Here is a 20,409-nt window from a genome sequence, read left to right on the forward strand (position 1 = left end):
GCTTGGATATATGCTCCTTATCACTATCGCGCGCCCCCAACGATCTTGTGTAGCAGTCCTTCGCTCTGTTGCTCGAGCGCGAGGATGTCAGCGCGAATTTCCGCCAGCGTGCGGAGCGGTGCGGGTTTGTAGAAGTAGCGGGCGAACGAAATCTCGTAGCCGATCTGGGTCTTGTCTCTGGCAATCCACGCATCCGGCGCGTGCGGCAGTACCTCGCGGGCAAAGAAGGCGTCGATGCCGCCCGGTTCCTTCAACGGCACCTGCTCGGTATCGCGCAACTCGCTGTCAGGTTCGTACTCAACTGTGAAGCGATCCTTGCCTACAGCCTCCAGGTGCACGCCATCAAGTCCGGGCTCAAAGTTCTCGCCCGCTTTGAGCTTGCTTCGCTTGGTGACGACCGGTGGCGCGGTCTCGTCGCGCCAGCTCACTACCTTGTAGATGGCTTTCTTCTCGGGCGCTCCGAGCTTGTCGCCCTGCGCCTTGAGTGCGGCATCGAAGCGGGAGCGGAACTCGTTGTGGTCGTCGAACACGGCGCTACCCATCGCCCTTTGCGTTCGTAGTGCCACCTCCATTAGCGCCTTGTCGCGGTACCACGTAGAGGCGTCGAGGAGCTTCTTGCGGCGCTTGGCGGGCACGGCCTTACGGGCGGTGGAGCCTTCGCCGTCATCGCCAATGTCGCTGTCTTCACTATCGTCTTCTTCGTCCTCATTCTCGCCTTTCAACCACGCTTCGATGATCGGTTTGCGCTTGGCGAACTCAGTATAAAGCGCCTCGCCGTGCGTGGCGTAGATCTCGGCGCGCAGTGCCTCTTCGCCGGTGGCAAAACGCAGGGGCTCGATTCTTTCGTCGGAGAGTTGGCTTTTCAGCCGCAGCGGACGTTCGACAGTGATCTTCCAGTAGCCAAAGTCCTGTGTGTCGAACCACTTGGACTCAGCGGTTTCTCCTGCATTGCCGAGGTAAAGATCCAGGATGCGGGCTACATCGGCATCACTCAGTTCGCAATTCTTCTTACCAAGGTTGCGGCGCAGCGGCTGGAACCACCGAGATGCATCGATCAGCTGCACTTTGCCACGGCGCTCTTCGGTCTTCTTGTTGGCTAGCACCCAGACGTAGGTAGCGATTCCCGTATTGTAGAAGATGTTGAGCGGCAGGGCGATGATGGCTTCGAGCCAGTCGTTCTCCAGTACCCAGCGGCGGATGTTGCTTTCGCCCTGGCCCGCGTCGCCGGTGAACAGCGCCGAGCCGTTGTGCACGAGTGCGATGCGGCTCCCCAGCGGCGTGTTGTGCTTCATCTTTTGCAGCTTATTCACCTGGAACATGAGCTGCCCGTCGCTGGATCGGGTGAGGAGCTTGAATTCGGCGTTGCCCGCATGGCTGACGATGAAGCGTGGGTCGCTGAATTCCTTCTTGCCGCCCATGCGCTCGAGATCGGTCTTCCAGCTCTTGCCGTAGGGCGGATTGGAGATCATGAAGTCGAATTCGCGACTGCGGAATTGGTCGGCAGACAGAGTGGATTTGTCCGCGCCGCCAAAGATGTTCTCGGCCTCCGCGCCTTCGCCTTTCAAGAGCAGGTCGGCTTTGCAGATGGCGTAGGTTTCGTCGCTGATTTCCTGTCCGAACAGATGGATGGATACTTCCTTGCCGTGTTCGCCGGCCAGTTCGTGCAAGGCTTCTTCGGCAACGGTCAGCATCCCGCCAGTTCCGCAGGAACCGTCGTAGAGCGAATAAGTGCTAGATTCGATGCGGTCGGCCACCGGCAGAAACAGCAGCTTCGCCATGAGCTGCACCACGTCGCGCGGGGTGAAGTGCTCGCCGGCCTCTTCATTGTTTTCTTCGTTGAAGCGCCGGATAAGCTCCTCGAACACCGTGCCCATGCCGTGGTTGTCCAGCGCGGGCAGCTTGATGCGGCCGTCGACATCCCTAACCGGCAGCGGCGCGAGATTGATCTCGGGGTCGAGGAAGTCTTCGATTAGGTAGCCTAGGACGTGGGAATCCACGAGCTTCTGGATCTGGTTGCGGAAATTGAACTTGTTGAGAATTTCCTGCACGTTGGGCGAGAAGCCATCAAGATAGGCAATGAAATCGTCTCGAAGGCGCTGCCCTGACGCGCTGGCTTTCAGCTTGGTAAGGGTGAATTCTGACACGTTGTAGAAAGCTTGGCCTGCTGCCATACGCAGCGCGCCGTCTTGTTCGGCTACCTTGTGGGTATCGAGAAACCTCTTGCGCTCAAGCACCTCGTTCTTAGTGGCCTCAAGCACGGCGTCGAGCCGACGTAGCACAGTGAATGGAAGGATCACGTCGCGGTACTTGCCGCGCACATAGACGTCGCGCAGGCGATCGTCGGCGATGTTCCAGATGAAGTCGGAAATCCACTTTATCTGGCTTTTGTCTTGCTGTTGCTTCTTCTGCATCGCTATTTTCCCTAGCTCACCGCCGTGCCTGTCACGACGCTGAGATGCCAATGGTCTTCGAGGACACCCACAAGTCGTTTCTGACGCTCTGCCAGAAGCGCGGGAGTCCACTCGCTTTCTGCTCTGACTTCCTGCGTCAGCACAAAAGGTGAGGCCTTGCCTTTACCCTTGAAATATGTGTCCTTTTTCCTGGAAAACTCGTAGTTGCTGGCTGATGAGTTCTTGTGCTTATCCAGCGGAACCAGATTGGCTAAACGGTGCGTCCAGGCATTGCGCTCGCTTTCATCCGGGAACCACTTTATCCAGGCGGAATCGTCGGGCGGTGTTTGCGGCAGGACATGCTCGAGTGAAACAGCATCTTGAAGCTGCACACCAGGGGCGCGCACCAAGGATTCAAGACGCAAGACCAACGCCATCCTTGCCTTCGGCAGATCGACGTACACGTCTCCATCAAGCGCCGAGACGAACTTGCGCTTTTGGGCGTCTGTTAGGGCCAGCGTGGTGAGCTCGTCTAGATCCCCCTTGAAGGTATCCGGCTCGACTTCCTTGGTAAGTGCAGCATAGGTTTCGATGCGCTCGTTGATGCCCACCTTGGTGGCCAGCAGGAAATAGGTCAGGCGTTCCAGCGACTCGAAGAATTCCGCCAGCAGCTTGGGCTTTTGCCGGAAGCGCTTGAAATACACCAGCGCCGGAGGCACCCAGTCCTTGAAGTCTACGCGGTTGAGCCAAGATAGGTGCTCATTGATCGTCTCGGCGTGCTCGGTGGCCTCGAAGTCGGCGTCACGCACGAAGTCCCACACTTCGGCATAAGGCTTTACGACCTTGTCAACGAGATCGATGGGAGTTTTGTACTCAGTGACGTGCTCCTGGAATTCCTTGACCAGAGTGGCCCGTTGCTTCTGCTTGGCGTAGATGGTGCGGATGTGGCCGAATAAGTCGCCGAAGGCGTCTCGACCTAGCGCGCTTTCAATCCGGCTCCATTCTTTAGCGTAGGCGCGGCTCTTGACTTCGCCTGCCGTGGTTCGGATTAGTCCCAGAACCTGTGCCTTGATGATGTCGATAGGCGCAAGGTCGAGCCCGCGGTTGTTGAGCACGGAGAAGATTCGGTAAGCGGCCTCAAGATCGGGTGTGGAGATGACGACCAGCGAGCAGTCGTTGGCCAAGAACTGCCAAAGCGCACTCAGGTCAGCAGGCGGTAGTGCCTTGGCTTTGGTAAGCAGTAGCGTGGCGTTTTCGCGGTAGCGCAAGCGGCTGTCTTCAAGTTTGTCGGTATTTGTGACCAATTGTGCGATGCCGCCCGGCTCTTGAATGTTGGTGCGGAAGAAGTCGGCATCTTCCTCGCGGGCGGTTAGGCGGTATTCGTTCTTTTCGCCAAGGCTGACCTTGCCCCTCTTGTATAGGAAGTCGGTGATATCGTCTGCTGCGTACGGCATGGCTTCGCGCAGCACCGCGAACAGCATCGTCAGCGTGGACAGGCGCTGCTGACCATCCACCACCGACGATTTCGGCTCGCGGTCGTTTTTGATGAGAACGATGCTGCCGAGGAAGTATTGGCTGGTCACGCCGGAGACGCGCGCGTCCTGCATGGCGGAGATAAGATCATCGAACAACTCGCCTGCTTGTTCGGTCGTCCAGGCGTAGGGGCGCTGGTAGTCTGGAATCTCGAACTGGTAACTGCCCTCGAAAATCTCCCGAATCAGCTTGTCGTGCGCTTCAAGTGTCTTGGCCATTGTTGGCTGTATTCTCCGTGAATGTCCGTCTACGGCGGGTGGCAAGACTAGCAGTTTTTTAGTCTCGCACTCATACGAACGAGTGTCGGCTGGTGCGGAAGTCGGCGCAGCGGGCTCGCTTGCGCACGGCGAGTGGGGGCTTGATGGAGGCGACGGCCGGGGCATGCCTAGACATGAGGAAGTCGCTCATCCAGGATCGCCTCCACCGTCGCCGGCGCGCGAGCAACGTCAGGCGGAGCACGCGTGAGACGTAGGACGGATTGATATTCTGGGCCTTAGCGATCTCGCTGATGGTCGTGTAGCGACCCGTCTCCAGCATCTTCTCTCGCCGCAAGCCGGAGACGGTTGAGGCGCGCTAAGACCTGACTGACTGCAACAACACAGCGTTCCTGTGGAAGTCGAGAAACTGCTTTTGGCCGCTGGTAAACCCACCCACATTGACGGCGGCGGTCGTGTCGATGCCCATTCGCTGCAGGGAGGGCCGGTGAGCGACCGGCGAGATTATAAGCCTGCCGTTGTCCTCGAAGCCAATGAAGCCCCGATCGAAGAGATGATCGATGCTCGGGGTTAGGAGGAGTCCATTCTCGCCGTTGAGCCGTTCCTCGTTGGTCGCATCGCGCCACGGCTTGCAGTGACTGGCGATCAGGTGGACGGAATTCTCGACGCCGGTGACACGACAGCGGGTTTCGATTTTGGCCACCCGTTCCTTAAATAGGCCTTGTCCAATCCGGGCACGAATGATCGCCTGCCGTTCAGTATCTGGAACTGTGGCATCCTCGGCGAGTTGCCGCTCGAGCCTCCGCTCCCAGAGATCGAGATCGTCGGCTGCGATAGGTTTCACGGCGCTTGCCGCTGCCACGAGGGGCACGACCTCATGCCCGATCAGGCCAACGAGCACCTCCGCCAGCCCGATGGGCACTTCAGTGAGGTAGACCGATTGAAGACCATTCCCGTTGGGTTGCAGTGGCGAATATTTTTCCGGGAGAAGGGGGCGAAGGATCTCTATGTAGTCCTTGGGGCGCACCTTGTTGGCAAGCTCGGTGAAGCTGACCTTTACCTTCCAACCTATATTCTCCCAGTTTTGGCCAGCTGTGCCGAACTCCAGCGGCTTCGGGCTTTCCCAGCAATATGACTGTGCAATCCCAACCGCGAGGATACGGGTGTCCATGAATGAGAAGATCAAGTCGCCCGGCGCGACCTCGCGCATTGACTCATAGAAAGGGTTTCTCGCGCCGTTGGCGTTGCGTTTGGGCGACCAGAGGTAACCACCCTGAACTTCGTGGTGGTAGGTCTGGTTCTGATTGACCCACCAATAGCGCATCTGCCTGCCGCTGGCTTTCTCAGCTACGCACTGATCGCGGACCCGCGGATCAGCCACGGAACGAAACAATGATAGTGGATCGTTGGACTTCGGAACAGCGACAGCATGGTCTTCGGCGTTGACCTGCTAAGGACGGCGGAATCCTGCGTTGATCTGCTCATGCCACTCCACCGGAAACACCCCCATCGCCTCCGCGAGCGTCGGCGCTTGTTCAGCGCGTCCACCCAGAATCGCCTCCACCGTCGCCGGCGCGAGCAGCGTTAGCCGGAGCACGCGGGATACGTAGGACGGGTTGATCTTCTCCGCCTTGGCGATCTCCCTGATGGTCGCGTACCGACCCGTCTCCAGCATCTTTTGCCATCGGAACGCCCGGGCGATGGCCTTCACGAGCGTGCTGTCGTTTTGGGGCGCGGCAGGGGGCACCGGCGCGCCGTCTGGCGCCAGGACCAGCTTCCGGCCACCCCGCTTGCGCACGGCAAAGGGCACCTTGATGGTCACGACGGCGGGTTCTTGCCGCGGCATCAGGCAGCCCTCCGGAGATCGCCCAGTTGCTGGACCACGTGGCCGAGCCCCTGTGTCCGGAGCTGGAGCTCGAGCCCATCTGCCTTGAGGTCGATGCGCTGGACCAGCAGCTGGATGATGCGAGTCTGCTCAGCGGGGAAGAGCTCCTCCCAGAGCGGATCGAGACGCTCCAGGGCCTCCCGCACCAGTCCTTCCGACAGTCCGTCGCCTTGGGGCCCGGCAGCCCGCCATGTCGCCACCACGACTTCAGGGGACCTCAGCAGGGTGCGCAGCTGGTCGATGACCGCAGCCTCGATGGCAGCCGCCGAGACCCGTCGGATGGGTGACGGCTCTGTCTCGCCTTTCAGGGCTGCCTGACACACGTAGTAGCGATAGAGCTTGCCATGCTTGCGGGTGTGCGTTGGGCTCATGGCGCGGCCTGTAGGGCCAAACAGCAGCCCCTTGAGCAGCGCGGGAGTAGCGGCCCGAGCCCGGCACCCCCGGACCCGGGGACTCTGCTGCAGGATCGACTGCACCTTGTCCCAAAGGGCCTGGCTGATGATCGCGGCGTGCTCGCCGGGATAGGCCGCGCCCTTGTGCACTGCGAGCCCGACATACACCCGGTTCCGGAGGATCCGGTACAGGGCTCCCTTGTCGACGACCCGACCTCGATGGCTGCGGACATCCTCGGCCCGAAGCTGGCGTGCCAGAAGCGTCGCCGAGCCGACCTTCAGGAAGCGCTCGAAGATCCGGCGGATGATAGCAGCCTCGGGCTCGTGGACGACCAGCTTCCGGTTCTCGACCCGGTATCCCATGGGCACGAACCCGCCCATCCACATGCCGCGCCGGCGCGAGGCAGCGACCTTGTCGCGGATGCGCTCGCCAATCACTTCGCGCTCGAACTGGGCGAATGAGAGCAGCACGTTCAGGGTCAACCTGCCCATGCTGGTGGTCGTATTGAAGGACTGGGTGACGGAGACAAAGGTGACGCCGCACCGGTCGAACACCTCGACCAGCCGGGCGAAGTCCATCAGCGCGCGGCTGAGGCGATCGATCTTGTAGACGACCACCACATCGACACGGCCCGCCTCGATATCGGCCATCAACCGCTGCAGCGCCGGCCGCTCCAGCGTACCGCCCGAGAAGCCGCCGTCATCGTACGGATCGGCCAGTTCGACCCAGCCCTCCGAGCGCTGGCTCGCAATGTACGCGCTACAAGCCTCGCGCTGGGCATCGAGGCTGTTGAACTCCATGTCGAGCCCTTCCTCGGTCGACTTCCGGGTGTAGATGGCGCATCGGAGCTTGCGGACGACCGGCTTCTTCATGCCGCCCTCCGCCGATTCTTGAGCCCGAAGAAGAGCAGCCCGTTCCACCGAGTGCCGGTGATGGCCCGGGCGATGGCCGAAAGCGACTTGTATGGGCGGCCCTGCCACTCGTAGCCGTCAGTCATCACCGTTACGGTGTGCTCGACACCTTGGTACTCCCGGATCAGCCGAGTGCCGGCGATGGGGATGTCGCTGCCTCGCACCCGGCGCACGGCGATGTTGCCGCCGTCGAGCTGCTCGCCGAGCTGTTCCAGCCGGCGCACCGTCTCGGGCTTCAGGCCGCCGAAGGCCAGCTCCTGGATCCGGTAAGCCAACCGGCTCTCCAGGAAGCGTCGGTTATAGGGCGGTGGCGGAGTGTTGAAGAGCGCCGTCCACTGCTCCTTCAGCTTCGTGGTTGGCGTCGTCTTCAAGGCCGCGATGCGGGCCAATACACTGTCGTTTTGCTTCATGCCGTTCTCCGTTTGGGGGCGGCAGCATGACCGCTTCGGTCGAGCGGGAAGTCGACCGAACTGTCTCCGCGGTCGGCAGATAGTGGACTGGACTTCCGGGCATGGAGGCGCATCAGGCCGGCGGCCAGGATCTGGCCGAGTTCGGCCAGGCGTTCGGTGGGTTTCAATCGATCAGCGTGAAGGGGGCTCGGGTGGTCCATGCTCGGTACCAACCAAAAGCCATTCTGGGACAGGCAGTGGGACAGGCTGATCTGCCCTATGCCGCCCGTAGGTTGTGAACAAGTTGTCCCGAGCCGGGCTGGTTGCGGGACGCCCACGAGCCGTGATTATCATGGCGTACGCGGCAGCCTGTGCAGGTGAGAACGTGCGACGCAAAAATTCTGTCGGCCCATCTACTTTGAGTGTCATCGACGACGCGCGCGTGGACCTGGCGCTTGCTGTACTCTCCCTCCGGGAGGGCGACACTGAACCTAATATCGCGTTGCCTGAGCTTCTGGCCGAGCTAGATGAGCAGGACAGGATAACCGCATTTCGACGGTCGTTGACGGAAGCGTTATTGCCTTTCGGTCATGACGAGCTTCAGCCACTCGAACACCGTTGTCGCAGGGTTCGCCGTTTGGCGGACGGCAAGGGGCCATCTTCGCTTGAGATGATTGCTGGCCGGCAGTTTGATGATGGTCGGCGCCAGGAGTTCATGAGCCAACCGGATCGGCTGTGCCGGAGCATTTGGGCTTTTTTGAACGAGCGCGACGCGTTTGAGGACGCCGAAAGCTTCTATTTTGCGAGGCAGTTTCGGGACTACGGGAGGCTGTATGACGCGTTCGAAGTAGACCTAGGGAGCCCGCAAATACTCGATGCAGCGTCGATCGATGCTGCCGCATTGGCCGCCAAGATCACCAAGAATCTTGATCTCAAGACTGCTTGCACGGTGAAGGCGATTGATCTGCCTGAAACGTCCACGCATCCCGCTTCGGTCATGCTTATCGTGCGCCATGGTGGGCCGCTATCCAGCGTGCATGATCACAGAGACGATGGGCACAGAAGGACGATCTACTATCGGCCGCCCAACGAGGCGACGCTCATCTACACGCCGTCATTGCTTCAAATCGAGGTTTGCGCAGACAGTCCGGTAGTTCGCCAGGTGGCGAGTGAAGCATTTGCGGAGGTCGTGCTCGGCCATGATGTCTCACAGAAGCCGCTTACCTGGAAGCAGTATAATCTTTCGCGCTTTCGCTCGTCCCTGCGCCTGGAGTCTCCCAGGGTCGACGGATACGAGATCGAGTTCGCCCGCGTGCTGGAGGCGGAGGTTCGGCTTGGAGTGTGGCGGCGGAAGCTTCTTCTGAAGGTTACGATCGACGACGATATCGAGGAAGTGGCCGATAGGTATCTTGGACCCGGCAACGTTATGCGGCGCGCCGATGCCTTCAGCCGCATTGGCATCGCGGTCGCCTACAATCGAGTAGGCGACGCGACCAAGCGTACGCTCAACATCACCATCTCCGGTGCGAAGAGCAATCTGCAGAGCAACAAGGATCCGGAGGAGCGCAGCCTTGGCTTTGCTCTGCTCCAGCAATGGGGAATCTTGAGCGCATTCAGGCAGATCGATCCCGCCGACGTGCACGCGATGTTTGGCCAGCTGCTCCGTCTACACGACAGAGGCGAGGAGGAGGTGAGCGGGGGCCACCTCCGTGAACTCGGTTTGGACCCCGATTGCCTCGTTCAAGGCGGCCTGCTCGAGCGTCGCCATCGGCAGGCTGTCGTGCTGATTGAAGATGGCGATATCGATGGCGAGGCCGACGTTGCCCCGTCGGCCAAGAAGGGGATGGTGCGAGAAGTCGGCCCGTTTGGTGAGGTGGCAGGAGAGCGGCCGGCGCTACATCTCGAAATGTATGGGATCAATGCTCAGTGGCTGCATGAAACGCTTCTGAAGCAAATGCAGCCGCTACTTGGAAAGCGTGCATCGCAAGTACTGGACCCAGACCTGACGTTGCTCGGCGAGATGAAGATCGGCGATACTAGGGTACCGGTGTATTTCGCGAGACGACTGGATCACATGCAGACCCTTCGGCGGCTGGATCTGCTGTTGCGTGCGAGGAGCAGTACGGGCGCCGGCATCGTGCTGGCGGCCAGTGCGGAGATGCCGGGGTGTCTTGGGCCGAACGTGGTCGTGCCGCTGCTTTCGAACATGTCATCGAAGGACGAGGAGTTCGTCCTGTCGCGAGACGGTCTCGAACTCGCCTACCGGAACAGCTTCTTGCTCGCGAGCGGAGGCTCGACGCCCCAAGTGGTCCGGTCGGGCAAGCAATCCGGCACCCTGTACGTTCCAGGCAAAGACCCGCTGCACTTGGGGGGCAATGACCAGCTTACGATATTCGAGCGCCTCGTAGCGGCGCGCAGGAAAGGCAGTCCAGACGTTCAGGTCAAGGACCTTATGGAAGGCTTCGCCTCAGGAAGCCCCCAGCAGATATTCGAGAAGGTGGTGTGGAAAAGCATCCTGGACGTCTACATCAGTAAGGGGGCCAAGCGCGGCTACTGGCGTCTGGTCGTCGCCAGGTCATCAACGGTAGCCCCCATCTAATGACGATCTAATATGTCGTAGGGGACGATCTAACATAGTGCTGATTATTGGAAGGACTCCAGAGCAGAGGAGCCTTCCATGCCGACTCCCATACAGTCCAGCCAGCCCGGCCCGTTGAGCCGGAGCAGCGCCGAGAAAACCAAGTCCACGGCCACCGCGAACAGGGAATGGCGCTGTACGCGCTGTCAAAAGTTGCTGGGGGTCCGCCAGGACACCGGCATGCACCTGCGGTTTGCGCGGGCGCACGAATACTTCGTGGGCTTTCCGGTCGTGGCGACCTGCCGCGGTTGCGGAACGTTGAACCAGGCGGCCAGCACGGCGCGCTGACGCGCGCATCTACGCCACTCCCTCCAAAATCGCAGAGACGCACGACGTCCTGACCCGGCCAAGACAAGGCGCTGGACGCCTGGCCGCAAGGCAGGCGTCCGATGTCCTCCGCGTGGCACGAGATCCGCGACCACCTCATCAGATCCGCTTCGACCCTTGGCTTCCAGCGCAGCTTCGACACGATCCGGAGCACGCAGGGCCTCCTCGCGCAGTTCCGGGATCCGGCGGCCCTGCTCGACGGGCTGCATCGCTGTTCCGACGCTCCGGAGCGGAAGAATCTCATCCTGTCGGCGTTGGTCGTGACGGCGCAGGGCAAGGGACGCGTGTCGGACTGCGCCCTGACACTACTGTTGTTGGCGCTATGGCCTGGGCTCGACGCGGTCCGGCGCCGCTTGGCGTGGCGCAGGATCGGCACTGCCGACGAGATCACCTCCGACATCCTCGCTCGGACGACCGAGGCTGTTCGTGCGCTCGAGCTGCGGCGGGTCAACTGGATCGCTGCAACCGTCCTCAGGAACGTCGAACGTGACGCGCTGCGTGCGCATCGGCGTGAAGCGGATCGGCAGGGCGTCGTCGTCGAAGCCGACCCCGATGAGGTCGTGGGAGACTGTGCCACGCCTGCGACAGAGCACAGTCATGCCCGGCTGCATCGCGACATCCGCCGGCTGATCGGGGCCGATGCGACGCTTGTGATGCGGGCCGCCGTCGAGGGCTTCTCGCATGCCGAAGTCGCCGCCGAACTCGGCTTGTCCGAAGGCGCCGCTCGCAAGCGCTACCAGCGCGCTACTCGCAAGTTACGCGAAGCCCTCCACGAAATCGTCTGAGCGGCTGTCCCGAACCCAGGGCGGATACGGCTTTTCATTGGTGATCGGCCACCCCGGCCAACTGCATGAGCAAGACCAAGCATGTTCAAGAATCGCCCAGTTCTGGAAGCCGAGATGGTCAAGATCCCAGGTCTGTTCCGACGCTGGGAGCTTCCTCAGGTCCTGACCAACCATCTCGCATTCCGAATCGAAGATGCCGGCGCGCACGAGGACGGCACGCCCTTGCTGGCGATCTACACCGCTGGTGATCGCGATCGGGAAAGTGAAATCGGCAACGTGTCGCTCGGCAACTTCCTCAGCGAGAGCAAGAGATCCTGCAGACGCGTGCCGTCGCAGTTCTCGGCGCTTCCTTCTTCACCGCACGCACACGCAGCGCTGCGTCGAGCGTAGTTGTGCGTAGCTCTGCGTAGTCGTGCGGAGCTGTTTTTCCCGCAATGGCTGTTATCAACGTTGGTGAGACGGATCGCGAAAGCGATGAGTAGGAGCAAGGTGTGAGCAGGCAATTCTCCAATCCATCGCTGGTCCGTCAACTCTCCGACGCCGCCTTCTGTGCGTGGATTGCACAGGCCCAACCGGGTGCCCGGATCGAGTACCACCGTGGTGTGCTTGCGCTGGATGCCAGCGTTGACAGCAATGAATCCGCAACCAGTCAGCGCCGCCAGCTGAACCGTGTCGCTCATCGTGCCCGTTGGGCAGCCCAGCAGGGGCTGGTTCACCTGCTCCAGCGCCGTCTGGGTCCCGACAGCTTCAGCTACCTCGCGGTCATACGACCGCGCAGCAGCGAAGCGGTCGTCTCCATGTCGAAGCTCCTGCTGAAGGAGGCCGCATGACCAACGTGCCCGCCATCTCAACCGCCATCAACCACTTGCCGACGCTGGTCGCCGACGCGGCGGCGACGCTTGTGAAGGCGCGGGACGCTGCAGAGGTGCTGGAAGCTCGTGATCTGGCAACCTTGGCCTACGACGCGGCCAAGCGGGCCGCGCGGCTGGCAAAGGCCAAGCAGGCGCACGACGAGTTGATCGTCGCGGCCCATCGTGCCCAGGCGCACGCGCTGCAGATCGAGGCGCAGGCGAAGATCCGGCTGGCCGACGAATACGACGCAGCCCAGGAGCGGGGCGAGGTGTCTGGCGGTGGCCGGCCCGCAAAAACCGTTCCGGAGCAGAACGGTTTTTCGACGCCCACAGCTGCCGACCTTGGCCTCTCCCGAAAGGACGTGCACGAGGCGCGCCTGGTGCGCGATGCGGAGCAGGCTGAGCCCGGCATCATCCACCGTACACTCGAGCAACAGATGGAACGTGGCGACGAGCCGACCAAGGCGGCGCTGCGCAAGATGGTCGTGGACGCCGCGATGCGGGGCCTGCGAGGCGGCCGCTCGAAGAAGCGAGCCCGCAACCCCCTCTACGAGCCCAATCCCGCCTTCGACGCCAGCGCCGGCATCGACGGCTGCTGCACCCGCATCGCCGATTACCTCGATGCGCACGGCGCTGAGTTCATTCTGTCGGGTTGCCTCGACGCCCCCATGCTCGAACGCAGCGTCGCGAAGATGACGCGCGGTCGAGACGCCCTCAACACCATCCTGGAGACTGCACGTGCACAATCGAACACCTGACTTTGCGCATCATGTCTGGGAGGCCGTCGACCACGTGGGCCGCAGCGCGCCGCGCATCGTCGATCACATCCTGAAGTCGCTCTTCCCCAACACCACCGATGCTGCCGAGTCAGAGGGCGCGTCGCGGATGCTGCGCAACGGCTGCATCTCGGAGGTGAAGCGTGTCCTGCACAAGCGCGGCAACGCTGATGACCAGGTCGACTTCCGCGAGATCAACTCGACATTCCTTCCGCTCGTCCGGTCGCTGCAGCGGCCTTCGTACTTCGTGCCCGAACGCGACGAAGAAGTGCCCGTCAGGGAGCTGATTGCTGATCCCGCTCAGCTCGATGCCGCGCGCCGCTTCATGCGGCTTAAAGGCATGGAGTGCCTGGACGAGGCCGACCGGCTCGACCGCCTGTACGAGGCCGTGATGGGCGAGGGCGACGCCGCTGTAGTTCTGCCAGTTGGCGTAGTCAGCTACGCGGAACAAGGGGAGCTGCCGCGATGATCTCCCCCACCGCCTTCCGCATCATCACCGCCGACCAGCGCCTGGCCGAGCAGCGCGGCATCAAGGGCGTGCTGACCGGCATCTCGGGCATCGGCAAGACCTCGCAGCTGTGGACGCTGGACGCGCCCCGCACGCTGTTCCTGAACCTGGAGGCGGGCGAGCTGGCCGTGCAGGGCTGGCCCGGCGACGAGGTTCGCATCCGCGACTGGGAGCTGGCACGCGACCTGGCCTGCTGGGTGGGCGGCCCGAACCCGGCGATGCGCGCCGACCAGACCTACAGCAGCTCGCACCACGAGCGGGTCTGCGCCGCGTTCGGCGATCCGTCGGTTCTGGCGAGGTACGACACGTTGTTCGTCGACTCGATCACGGTCGCCTCGCGGCTCTGCCTGCAGTGGTGCAAGGGCCAGCCGCAGGCGACCTCGGACCGCAGCGGCAAGCCCGACATGCGCGGCGCCTACGGCCTGCTCGGCCAGGAGATGATCGCCTGGTTGACCCACCTGCAGCACACGCCGGGCAAGAACGTCTGGCTGGTCGGCATCCTCGACAAGCGGCTCGACGACTTCAGCCGGCCGTACTTCTCGCTGCAGGTCGAGGGCGCCAAGACCGGTCTGGAACTGCCCGGCATCGTCGACGAGGTCGTGACGATGGCGGAACTGAAGACCGAGGACGGCCAGCCGTACCGCGCCTTCGTCTGCACGACGCTGAACCCATTCGGGTACCCGGCGAAGGACCGCAGCGGCCGCCTCGACACGATCGAGGAGCCACACCTCGGCCGGCTGATGGAGAAGATCCGCCGCCCCGCGGGCGCGCCGCCGCCGCAGCTCGACTACAGCCGCCCGGCCGACGCCACCACGCCCAACACCGACACCGCCAAGGGAGCCTGATCATGTCCATGGGCAACTCGTTCGACTTCAACGGCGCGGAGACCCAGTCCTCGGCCTTTGCGCTCATCCCGGCCAACACGCTGGTGAAGGTGCGGCTCTCCATTCGTCCCGGCGGTGCCGGTCCGGAGGGTTGGATGACGCAGAGCAAGTCCTCAGAGGCGATGTACCTCAATACCGAGGCCGTGATCCTCGACGGGCCCTACGCCCGGCGGCGGCTGTTCACCCGCATCGGCATCAAGGGCCGGTCAGCCAACGAGCGCGGCGAGGATGTCTACGCCAATCGGGGCCGGTCGCTGATCCGCGGCATCCTTGAGTCGGCACGCGCGGTGCGATCGGAGGACACGTCCGAGACCGCACGGGCGGCGCGCACCATCCGCACGCTGGGCGATCTGAATGGTCTGGAGTTCGTGGCAAAGGTCGGCATCGACCGCGACCGCAAGAACCCCGAGGACGACGGGCGGAACGTCATCGCGGCGGCGATCACGGCCGAGCACGCCGACTACATGAAGCTGATGGGCGGGATGCCTGCCACCGTGGTGGGGGCTCCCGCAGGGACTTCCGCGGCTCCGTCGAGCCCGACGCCGTCCTGGGCGGGCAACCAGCCCGGCAGTGCGCCGCCCGCGGCCACAGCGCCGTTCTGGGCACGCTGAGGTTCTGCCCATGATCCCCCGGGACTACCAGCAGGCGGCCGTCGCGGCCGCCCGAACCAAGACCGCCGAGCACGGCAACACGATCCTCGTGTTGCCAACCGGAGCGGGGAAGACAGCCATCGCCGGCTTCTACATCGGCGAGGAAGCGGCCGAGGCGCCGGGCAGCCGGTTTCTCATGCTGCAGCACACCGACGAGCTGATCGAGCAGAACCGGGCCACCGTCAGCGCCGTCGCCGGCGTGGCCGGAAGCGTCGTAAAGGCCGAGCAGGACGACTGGTCGGGCCGGGTGGTGTTCGGCAGCGTGCAGACGCTGGCGCGGACCAACCGGCGCACCCGGATGCCGGCAGTGTCGCATCTGGTGATCGACGAGTGCCATCGGGCAGCATCTGATAGCTACCAGAGCATCGTCGCCCACGTCCGATCGCTCAATCCGCAGATCAAGCTGCTCGGGCTGTCGGCGACTCCGGGGCGTGGTGACGGCCGCAGCCTGCGCAAGACCTTCAGCAACGTCGGCTACCAGCTGCCGATCGGCACCCTGATCGAGCAGGGCATCCTGGTTCCGCCCAGGACCTTCACCATCGACCTGGGCGTGGACGCGGAGCTGTCCGGCGTGGAAGCGACCGCCGGCGACTTCGACATGGGCCAGGCGGCCCAGGTGCTGAACCACTCGGTGTTGAACGAGGCGGTGGTGGCTCACTGGAAGGAGAAGGCGGGCGGTCGCCGGACCATCGCCTTCTGCGCCACCGTCGAGCACGCCCAGTCGGTGGCCGCAGCGTTCCGGTCAGCGGGTATCACCGCTGAGACTGTAACGGGTGAGATGAAGGCCCGCGACCGCGTCGACGCCCTTGCCCGGTTCGACCGCGGGGAGGTGCAGGTGCTCACCAACTGCATGGTGCTGACCGAGGGCTTCGACAGCCAGCCGGTGGGGTGCATCACGATCCTGCGGCCGATGCTGCACAAGGGCACGTTCATCCAGGCGGTCGGGCGGGGGCTGCGCAAGGTCGATCCCGAGCGCTACCCCGGCATCGTGAAGACCGACTGCATCGTGCTCGACTTCGCGGGGGCGGCCCAGCGGCACGGTTCGATCGAGCAGGAAGTGCAGCTCGACGGCGAGGAAGCAACGGGCGAGGCACCGTACAAGACGTGCCCGGACTGCGCGGCGGAGTTGCCGCTCGGCACGACCACCTGTCCGTTCTGCGGCCACGTCTGGCTCAGGCAGTCGGGCGAGAAGCGGGTCATCGAACAGTTCGCTCTGACCGAGATCGACCTGCTGGCCCGTTCGCCGTTTCGCTGGTGCGACCTGTTCGGCGACGACCAGGCGCTGATCGCCAGTGGCTTCGACGCCTGGGGCGGCGCGTTCTTCGACGGCACCCACTGGCACGCCGTCGGCCAGCCGCGTCGAGGGCGGTTGCGGCATCTCGCGGTCGGCGAGCGATCGCAGGTGCTCGCGGCGGCCGACGACTTCCTCCGACAGGTCGAGACCACCGATGCGGCCAGCAAAAGCAGGGGTTGGCTGTCGCAGCCGGCGAGCCTCAAGCAGCAGGACCTGCTGCGCCGTGCGGGGTACGCCAATGCCAGCCTCGACTTCGGTCTCTCGAAGTATGCCGCCAACTGCCACCTGAACTTCCTGTGGAACCGGCCAGCGATCCGGGCGGCGGTGCTCGCGTCGGCGCCGAGGAGGGCCGCGTGACCGATGCCTTCCGCGTTCTCCTTGCGACTGCGGTGCTGGCACCCGCGCGGCGTGCTCTGCGCGGTCTGCCGTCGACCGGCCAGTGGCTTTGGCTGGTTCGACCCGGTGCGCTCGAAGCGGCCGCGGCCATCGGTCTGGTTCTGCTCGATGGCATGCCAAGGGTTCTGGTCGCGCTTGGCTGGGAGGTCCTTCGCCGTGGTTGACCTCACCGAGCAGGAGAAGGCGGCCATCGCCGCCGCCCTGAAGCCGGTCGCCGAGATCATGGCCGAGATCGGCTGGCCGACGCGGCTCAACGAGCTTTCCGAGCAGCAGGTGCTGACCCTGATCGAGGCCGCCGTCGGTGGTTTCCAGGACGCCATGCACACCACCGCCCGCAACGACATCCCGGAGATCCCCTTCTGATGGACACCCTCGACTTCAACCACCGGCCCAGGGAGCCGAACTTTGCCGACGGGCTGAACGCGCTGATCGATCGTGCCCTGGAGGCCGAGAACGAGACCCGGCCCGGCCGGGACTATCTCGGCGGCTCGCGGCTCGGTGACTCCTGCGTTCGGCGCCTGCAATTCGAGTACCTGAACGTGCCGCGCGATCCCGGGGCCGGCTTCCCCGGACGGACGCTCCGGACCTTTGCCCTGGGACACAGTCTGGAGGATCTCGCCGTCGAGTGGCTGCGCAAGGCCGGGCTGGACCTGCGCACGCGCAATCGAAGCGGCGAGCAGTTCGGGTTCTCGGTCGCCGGCGGTCGCGTGAAGGGGCACATCGACGGTGTGATCGTGGCGGCCGAGGGGTTCGCCGTGCCGGCGCTCTGGGAGTGCAAGACGGCCAACGCGAAGAACTGGCGCGACATGGCCCGGCGCGGCGTCACCGTGGCCAAGCCGGTCTACGCCGCGCAGATCGCCCTTTATCAGGCCTACATGGGCCTGACCGAGGCGCCGGCGCTGTTCACGGCGATCAACAAGGACACGAGCGAGCTCTGGCATGAGCTGGTGCCCTTCGATGGCGGTCTCGCACAGTCGGTCAGCGACAAGGCCGTTCGCATCCTGCAGACCTGCGACGCCGGCGAGTGGCTGCCGAGGGTCGCCTCCGAGCCCGGCTTCTTCGAGTGCACGACCTGTGCCTTCAAGCAGCGGTGCTGGGCATGATGGTGGCCAGCACCGATCCCGTGCCGGTTGCGCCGGACGCCGTCGCCATCGCCACCTTCGCTGAGATCGTGTTCGGCTACTGCGAAGGCTTCGTGCCGGTGCGCGCCCTGGCCGAGAAGGGCGCCGCCGACCGACCGCCGCACACGCCGTTCCTGGTGGCGGATGCCGACCTCGCGTCCCGGCTCGCGATCCAGGCGGATTGGGCCACCGAGACCGGCATGGCGCTCTACGTAGTGCCGGGCACGGTGGCATCGCCCGGCGAGGCGCGCGCCGAACACATCGTACAGACGCAGGTCGTGCTGGTGGACCTCGACCACGGCGACATCGCCACCAAGCGCGACCACCTGGTCCAGCATCTGGGGGCGCCGACGCTCGACATCGCCTCGGGTGGCGTGACGCCCGAGGGGCAGCGCAAGCGGCATCTCTACTGGCAGCTGACCGAGCCGGCTATTGGCGAGGACATCGCGAAGGTCTGCCGGCTGCGGCACGCCATCGCCGCCAAGGTCGGCGGCGATCCGGCCTTCCGGTCCGCCCACCAGCCGATCCGGGTGGCAGGCTCCGTGCACGCCAAGGGTGGGGTGCGGCGCCCTGTCGAGATCCTGCAGCGCAATGCAGTCGAGTTCGACTTGCGTGAGTTCGCCGAGGCCGTGCTCGCCATGCCGCCGCTGGACGGCGAGGCGCCTTCCGACCTCGACTTCAACGACGCCACCGCGATCCGGGGAACCGTTACCGAGCTATTCGGCCAGCAGGTCCGCGAAGGTGGTGTCGACGGCACGACCCGGTTCGACGCGCTGTCCCGGGTGATCGGCTACTGGATCCGCCGCTGCCGCGAGGGCCATGTCGAGGCGAGCCAGGCCTGGGCCGAGATCGTGGCTTACAACGAGGCTCGCATCGACCCACCCTGGCCGCTCGATCGGCTGCAGCACGAGGCCGAGCGCCTGTGGCGGCGGGATTCCGACCGGAACAGCGATCATAGCGGCGGGCCTGGCCAGCCGCCGCATGATGGCGGGCCCGAGGACGAGGCGCCGCCGCCGCAATACACCGAGGATGCGTTGGCGCTCGAGTTCACGCGCCGCAACGGTGACGACTGGCGCTTCGTGGCTGCGTGGGGGCAATGGCTGGTCTGGACCGGCAGCCAGTGGCAGCACGAGACGACGCTCAGGGGCCTCCACCTGTCGCGCCTGGTCTGTCGCGAGGCTGCGGCGCAGTGCGGCCGGGCCAAGCTCGCGGCGAGGCTGGCCAGCGCCTCCACGGTGTCGGCGGTGGAGCGTCTGGCCCGCGCGGACCGGCGGCACGCTGCAACGGTCGAGGAATGGGACCGCGATCCGTGGGCGCTCAACACGCCCGGCGGGGTCGTGAACCTCAAAACCGGCAACCGGCGCGCCCATGATCGTGCCGACCGCATGACGCGTCTCGCCGGCGCCACGCCGCAGGGCGACTGCCCGACGTGGAAGACGTTCCTCGCCACTATCACCGACAACGACGCCGAGCTGCAGGCCTACCTGCAGCGCATGGTGGGCTACAGCCTGACCGGCCTGACCAGCGAGCACGCGCTCTTCTTCCTCTACGGCACGGGTGCCAACGGCAAGTCGGTGTTCTGCAACGTCGTGGCCGCCATTCTCGGCGACTACGCCACCACCGCGCCGATGGACATGTTCATGGCCACGACCGGCGATCGGCATCCGACTGATCTCGCCGGTCTGCGCGGGGCGCGCTTCGTGTCGGCGGCCGAGACCGAGCAGGGCCGCCGGTGGGCCGAGAGCAAGCTCAAGCTCATGACCGGCAGCGACCCGATCAAGGCCCGCTTCATGCGCCAGGACTTCTTCGAGTTCCTGCCGCAGTTCAAGCTGGTGATCGCCGGCAACCACAAGCCCGCGATCCGCAACATCGACGAGGCCATGCGGCGGCGCTTCCACATGGTGCCGTTCACGGTGACCATCCCCAAGCCGCGGCGCGACAAGACCCTCGCCGACCGCCTGCTCTCCGAGCGCGATGGCATCCTCGCCTGGGCCGTCCAGGGATGCCTGGACTGGCAGCGACAGGGTCTGATGCCGCCCACCGCTGTGCAGGCCGCGACCCAGGAATACTTCGACGACGAGGATGCTCTAGGCCGCTGGATGGCCGAGGTGTGCGACGTCGGGCCCGCCCGGACCGAGCTCACCGCGACCCTGTACGGCGCCTGGAAGATCTGGACCGAAGCCGCCGGCGAGTACGCCGGCTCGATCCGTCGGTTCTCCGAGAGCCTTGCCGCCCGGGGCTTCGAGAAGTGGCGCGAACCCACGAGCACCCGGATGGGGTTCCGCGGGATCGCACTCAAGCCCGCAACCATGTCCACCGCCCCTCTGGAGTTCTGAACGTCATGCACCTCGAAAAACCCCGTAAAATGGGCATCCTGAAGGTTCTGAAGGATCAAACCGTTAACGGCCCCACGCGCGCGCGTGCGCGCGTAGAGGGAGTAACCGATGGAACCTTCAGAAGCTT

19 protein-coding genes are annotated in these 20,409 nt (G+C 64.1%); 13 read left to right on the forward strand and 6 right to left on the reverse strand.

Annotation, left to right across the window (positions count from 1 at the left end; translation table 11 throughout):
• Positions 1-23: 23 nt before the first annotated feature.
• The 6 genes from Q0Q48_RS24035 to Q0Q48_RS24060 form a co-directional block, all read right to left on the reverse strand.
• Positions 24-2,411, reverse strand: a complete 2,388-nt coding sequence (locus tag Q0Q48_RS24035) for a class I SAM-dependent DNA methyltransferase (protein ID WP_295143779.1) — start codon at positions 2,409-2,411, stop codon at positions 24-26.
• 11 nt (positions 2,412-2,422) lie between these two features.
• Entirely contained in the window at positions 2,423-4,141 is a 1,719-nt protein-coding gene (locus Q0Q48_RS24040; RefSeq protein ID WP_295143781.1) for a DUF262 domain-containing protein, read from the reverse strand.
• 355 nt (positions 4,142-4,496) lie between these two features.
• A complete protein-coding gene (locus Q0Q48_RS24045; RefSeq protein ID WP_295143784.1) occupies positions 4,497-5,519 on the reverse strand; it encodes an HNH endonuclease in 1,023 nt (340 codons plus the stop codon).
• A 69-nt stretch (positions 5,520-5,588) separates the two neighbouring features.
• Positions 5,589-5,960, reverse strand: a complete 372-nt coding sequence (locus Q0Q48_RS24050) for a hypothetical protein (protein ID WP_295143787.1) — start codon at positions 5,958-5,960, stop codon at positions 5,589-5,591.
• A gap of 23 nt (positions 5,961-5,983) precedes the next feature.
• Positions 5,984-7,288, reverse strand: coding sequence for a recombinase family protein (locus Q0Q48_RS24055; RefSeq protein WP_295143790.1), 1,305 nt, complete (start codon positions 7,286-7,288; stop codon positions 5,984-5,986).
• Positions 7,285-7,737, reverse strand: coding sequence for a DUF2924 domain-containing protein (locus tag Q0Q48_RS24060; RefSeq protein ID WP_295143793.1), 453 nt, complete (start codon positions 7,735-7,737; stop codon positions 7,285-7,287). Before Q0Q48_RS24060 ends, Q0Q48_RS24055 begins: the two co-directional genes overlap by 4 nt.
• 331 nt (positions 7,738-8,068) lie before the next feature.
• On the opposite strand from Q0Q48_RS24060, the gene Q0Q48_RS24065 reads away from it, so the two are divergent.
• The 13 genes from Q0Q48_RS24065 to Q0Q48_RS24125 all read left to right on the forward strand — a co-directional run bounded on the left by Q0Q48_RS24065 (position 8,069) and on the right by Q0Q48_RS24125 (position 20,282).
• A complete protein-coding gene (locus Q0Q48_RS24065) occupies positions 8,069-10,315 on the forward strand; it encodes a hypothetical protein (protein ID WP_295143796.1) in 2,247 nt (748 codons plus the stop codon).
• Between the two features lie 428 nt (positions 10,316-10,743).
• The gene (locus Q0Q48_RS24070; RefSeq protein ID WP_295143798.1) at positions 10,744-11,466 is read left to right on the forward strand and encodes a sigma-70 family RNA polymerase sigma factor; all 723 of its coding nucleotides are present in this window, start codon (positions 10,744-10,746) and stop codon (positions 11,464-11,466) included.
• Positions 11,467-11,547: 81 nt separating this feature from the next.
• Entirely contained in the window at positions 11,548-11,856 is a 309-nt protein-coding gene (locus Q0Q48_RS24075; protein ID WP_295143800.1) for a hypothetical protein, read from the forward strand.
• A gap of 101 nt (positions 11,857-11,957) precedes the next feature.
• Complete coding sequence (locus Q0Q48_RS24080) at positions 11,958-12,296, forward strand: hypothetical protein (RefSeq protein WP_295143802.1); 339 nt, start codon at positions 11,958-11,960, stop codon at positions 12,294-12,296.
• Entirely contained in the window at positions 12,293-13,075 is a 783-nt protein-coding gene (locus Q0Q48_RS24085) for a hypothetical protein (protein ID WP_295143804.1), read from the forward strand. The genes Q0Q48_RS24080 and Q0Q48_RS24085 overlap by 4 nt, the downstream gene beginning before the upstream one ends.
• A complete protein-coding gene (locus Q0Q48_RS24090) occupies positions 13,056-13,562 on the forward strand; it encodes a hypothetical protein (protein WP_295143806.1) in 507 nt (168 codons plus the stop codon). The genes Q0Q48_RS24085 and Q0Q48_RS24090 overlap by 20 nt, the downstream gene beginning before the upstream one ends.
• Complete coding sequence (locus tag Q0Q48_RS24095; protein WP_295143809.1) at positions 13,559-14,446, forward strand: ATP-binding protein; 888 nt, start codon at positions 13,559-13,561, stop codon at positions 14,444-14,446. The genes Q0Q48_RS24090 and Q0Q48_RS24095 overlap by 4 nt, the downstream gene beginning before the upstream one ends.
• Positions 14,447-14,448: 2 nt before the next feature.
• Complete coding sequence (locus tag Q0Q48_RS24100) at positions 14,449-15,096, forward strand: hypothetical protein (protein ID WP_295143811.1); 648 nt, start codon at positions 14,449-14,451, stop codon at positions 15,094-15,096.
• A gap of 10 nt (positions 15,097-15,106) precedes the next feature.
• Positions 15,107-16,786: a DEAD/DEAH box helicase gene (locus tag Q0Q48_RS24105; RefSeq protein WP_295143814.1), complete on the forward strand. Its 1,680-nt coding sequence runs from the start codon at positions 15,107-15,109 to the stop codon at positions 16,784-16,786.
• Entirely contained in the window at positions 16,783-16,989 is a 207-nt protein-coding gene (locus tag Q0Q48_RS24110) for a hypothetical protein (RefSeq protein WP_295143816.1), read from the forward strand. The genes Q0Q48_RS24105 and Q0Q48_RS24110 overlap by 4 nt, the downstream gene beginning before the upstream one ends.
• Positions 16,982-17,188, forward strand: coding sequence for a DUF6511 domain-containing protein (locus Q0Q48_RS24115; protein ID WP_295143819.1), 207 nt, complete (start codon positions 16,982-16,984; stop codon positions 17,186-17,188). Before Q0Q48_RS24110 ends, Q0Q48_RS24115 begins: the two co-directional genes overlap by 8 nt.
• The gene (locus tag Q0Q48_RS24120; RefSeq protein ID WP_295143822.1) at positions 17,188-17,928 is read left to right on the forward strand and encodes a hypothetical protein; all 741 of its coding nucleotides are present in this window, start codon (positions 17,188-17,190) and stop codon (positions 17,926-17,928) included. Before Q0Q48_RS24115 ends, Q0Q48_RS24120 begins: the two co-directional genes overlap by 1 nt.
• Positions 17,925-20,282: a phage/plasmid primase, P4 family gene (locus Q0Q48_RS24125; RefSeq protein ID WP_295143825.1), complete on the forward strand. Its 2,358-nt coding sequence runs from the start codon at positions 17,925-17,927 to the stop codon at positions 20,280-20,282. The genes Q0Q48_RS24120 and Q0Q48_RS24125 overlap by 4 nt, the downstream gene beginning before the upstream one ends.
• The last annotated feature ends 127 nt before the right edge of the window (positions 20,283-20,409 follow it).

Source organism: uncultured Reyranella sp. (assembly GCF_945957355.1).
Lineage (GTDB): Bacteria > Pseudomonadota > Alphaproteobacteria > Reyranellales > Reyranellaceae > Reyranella.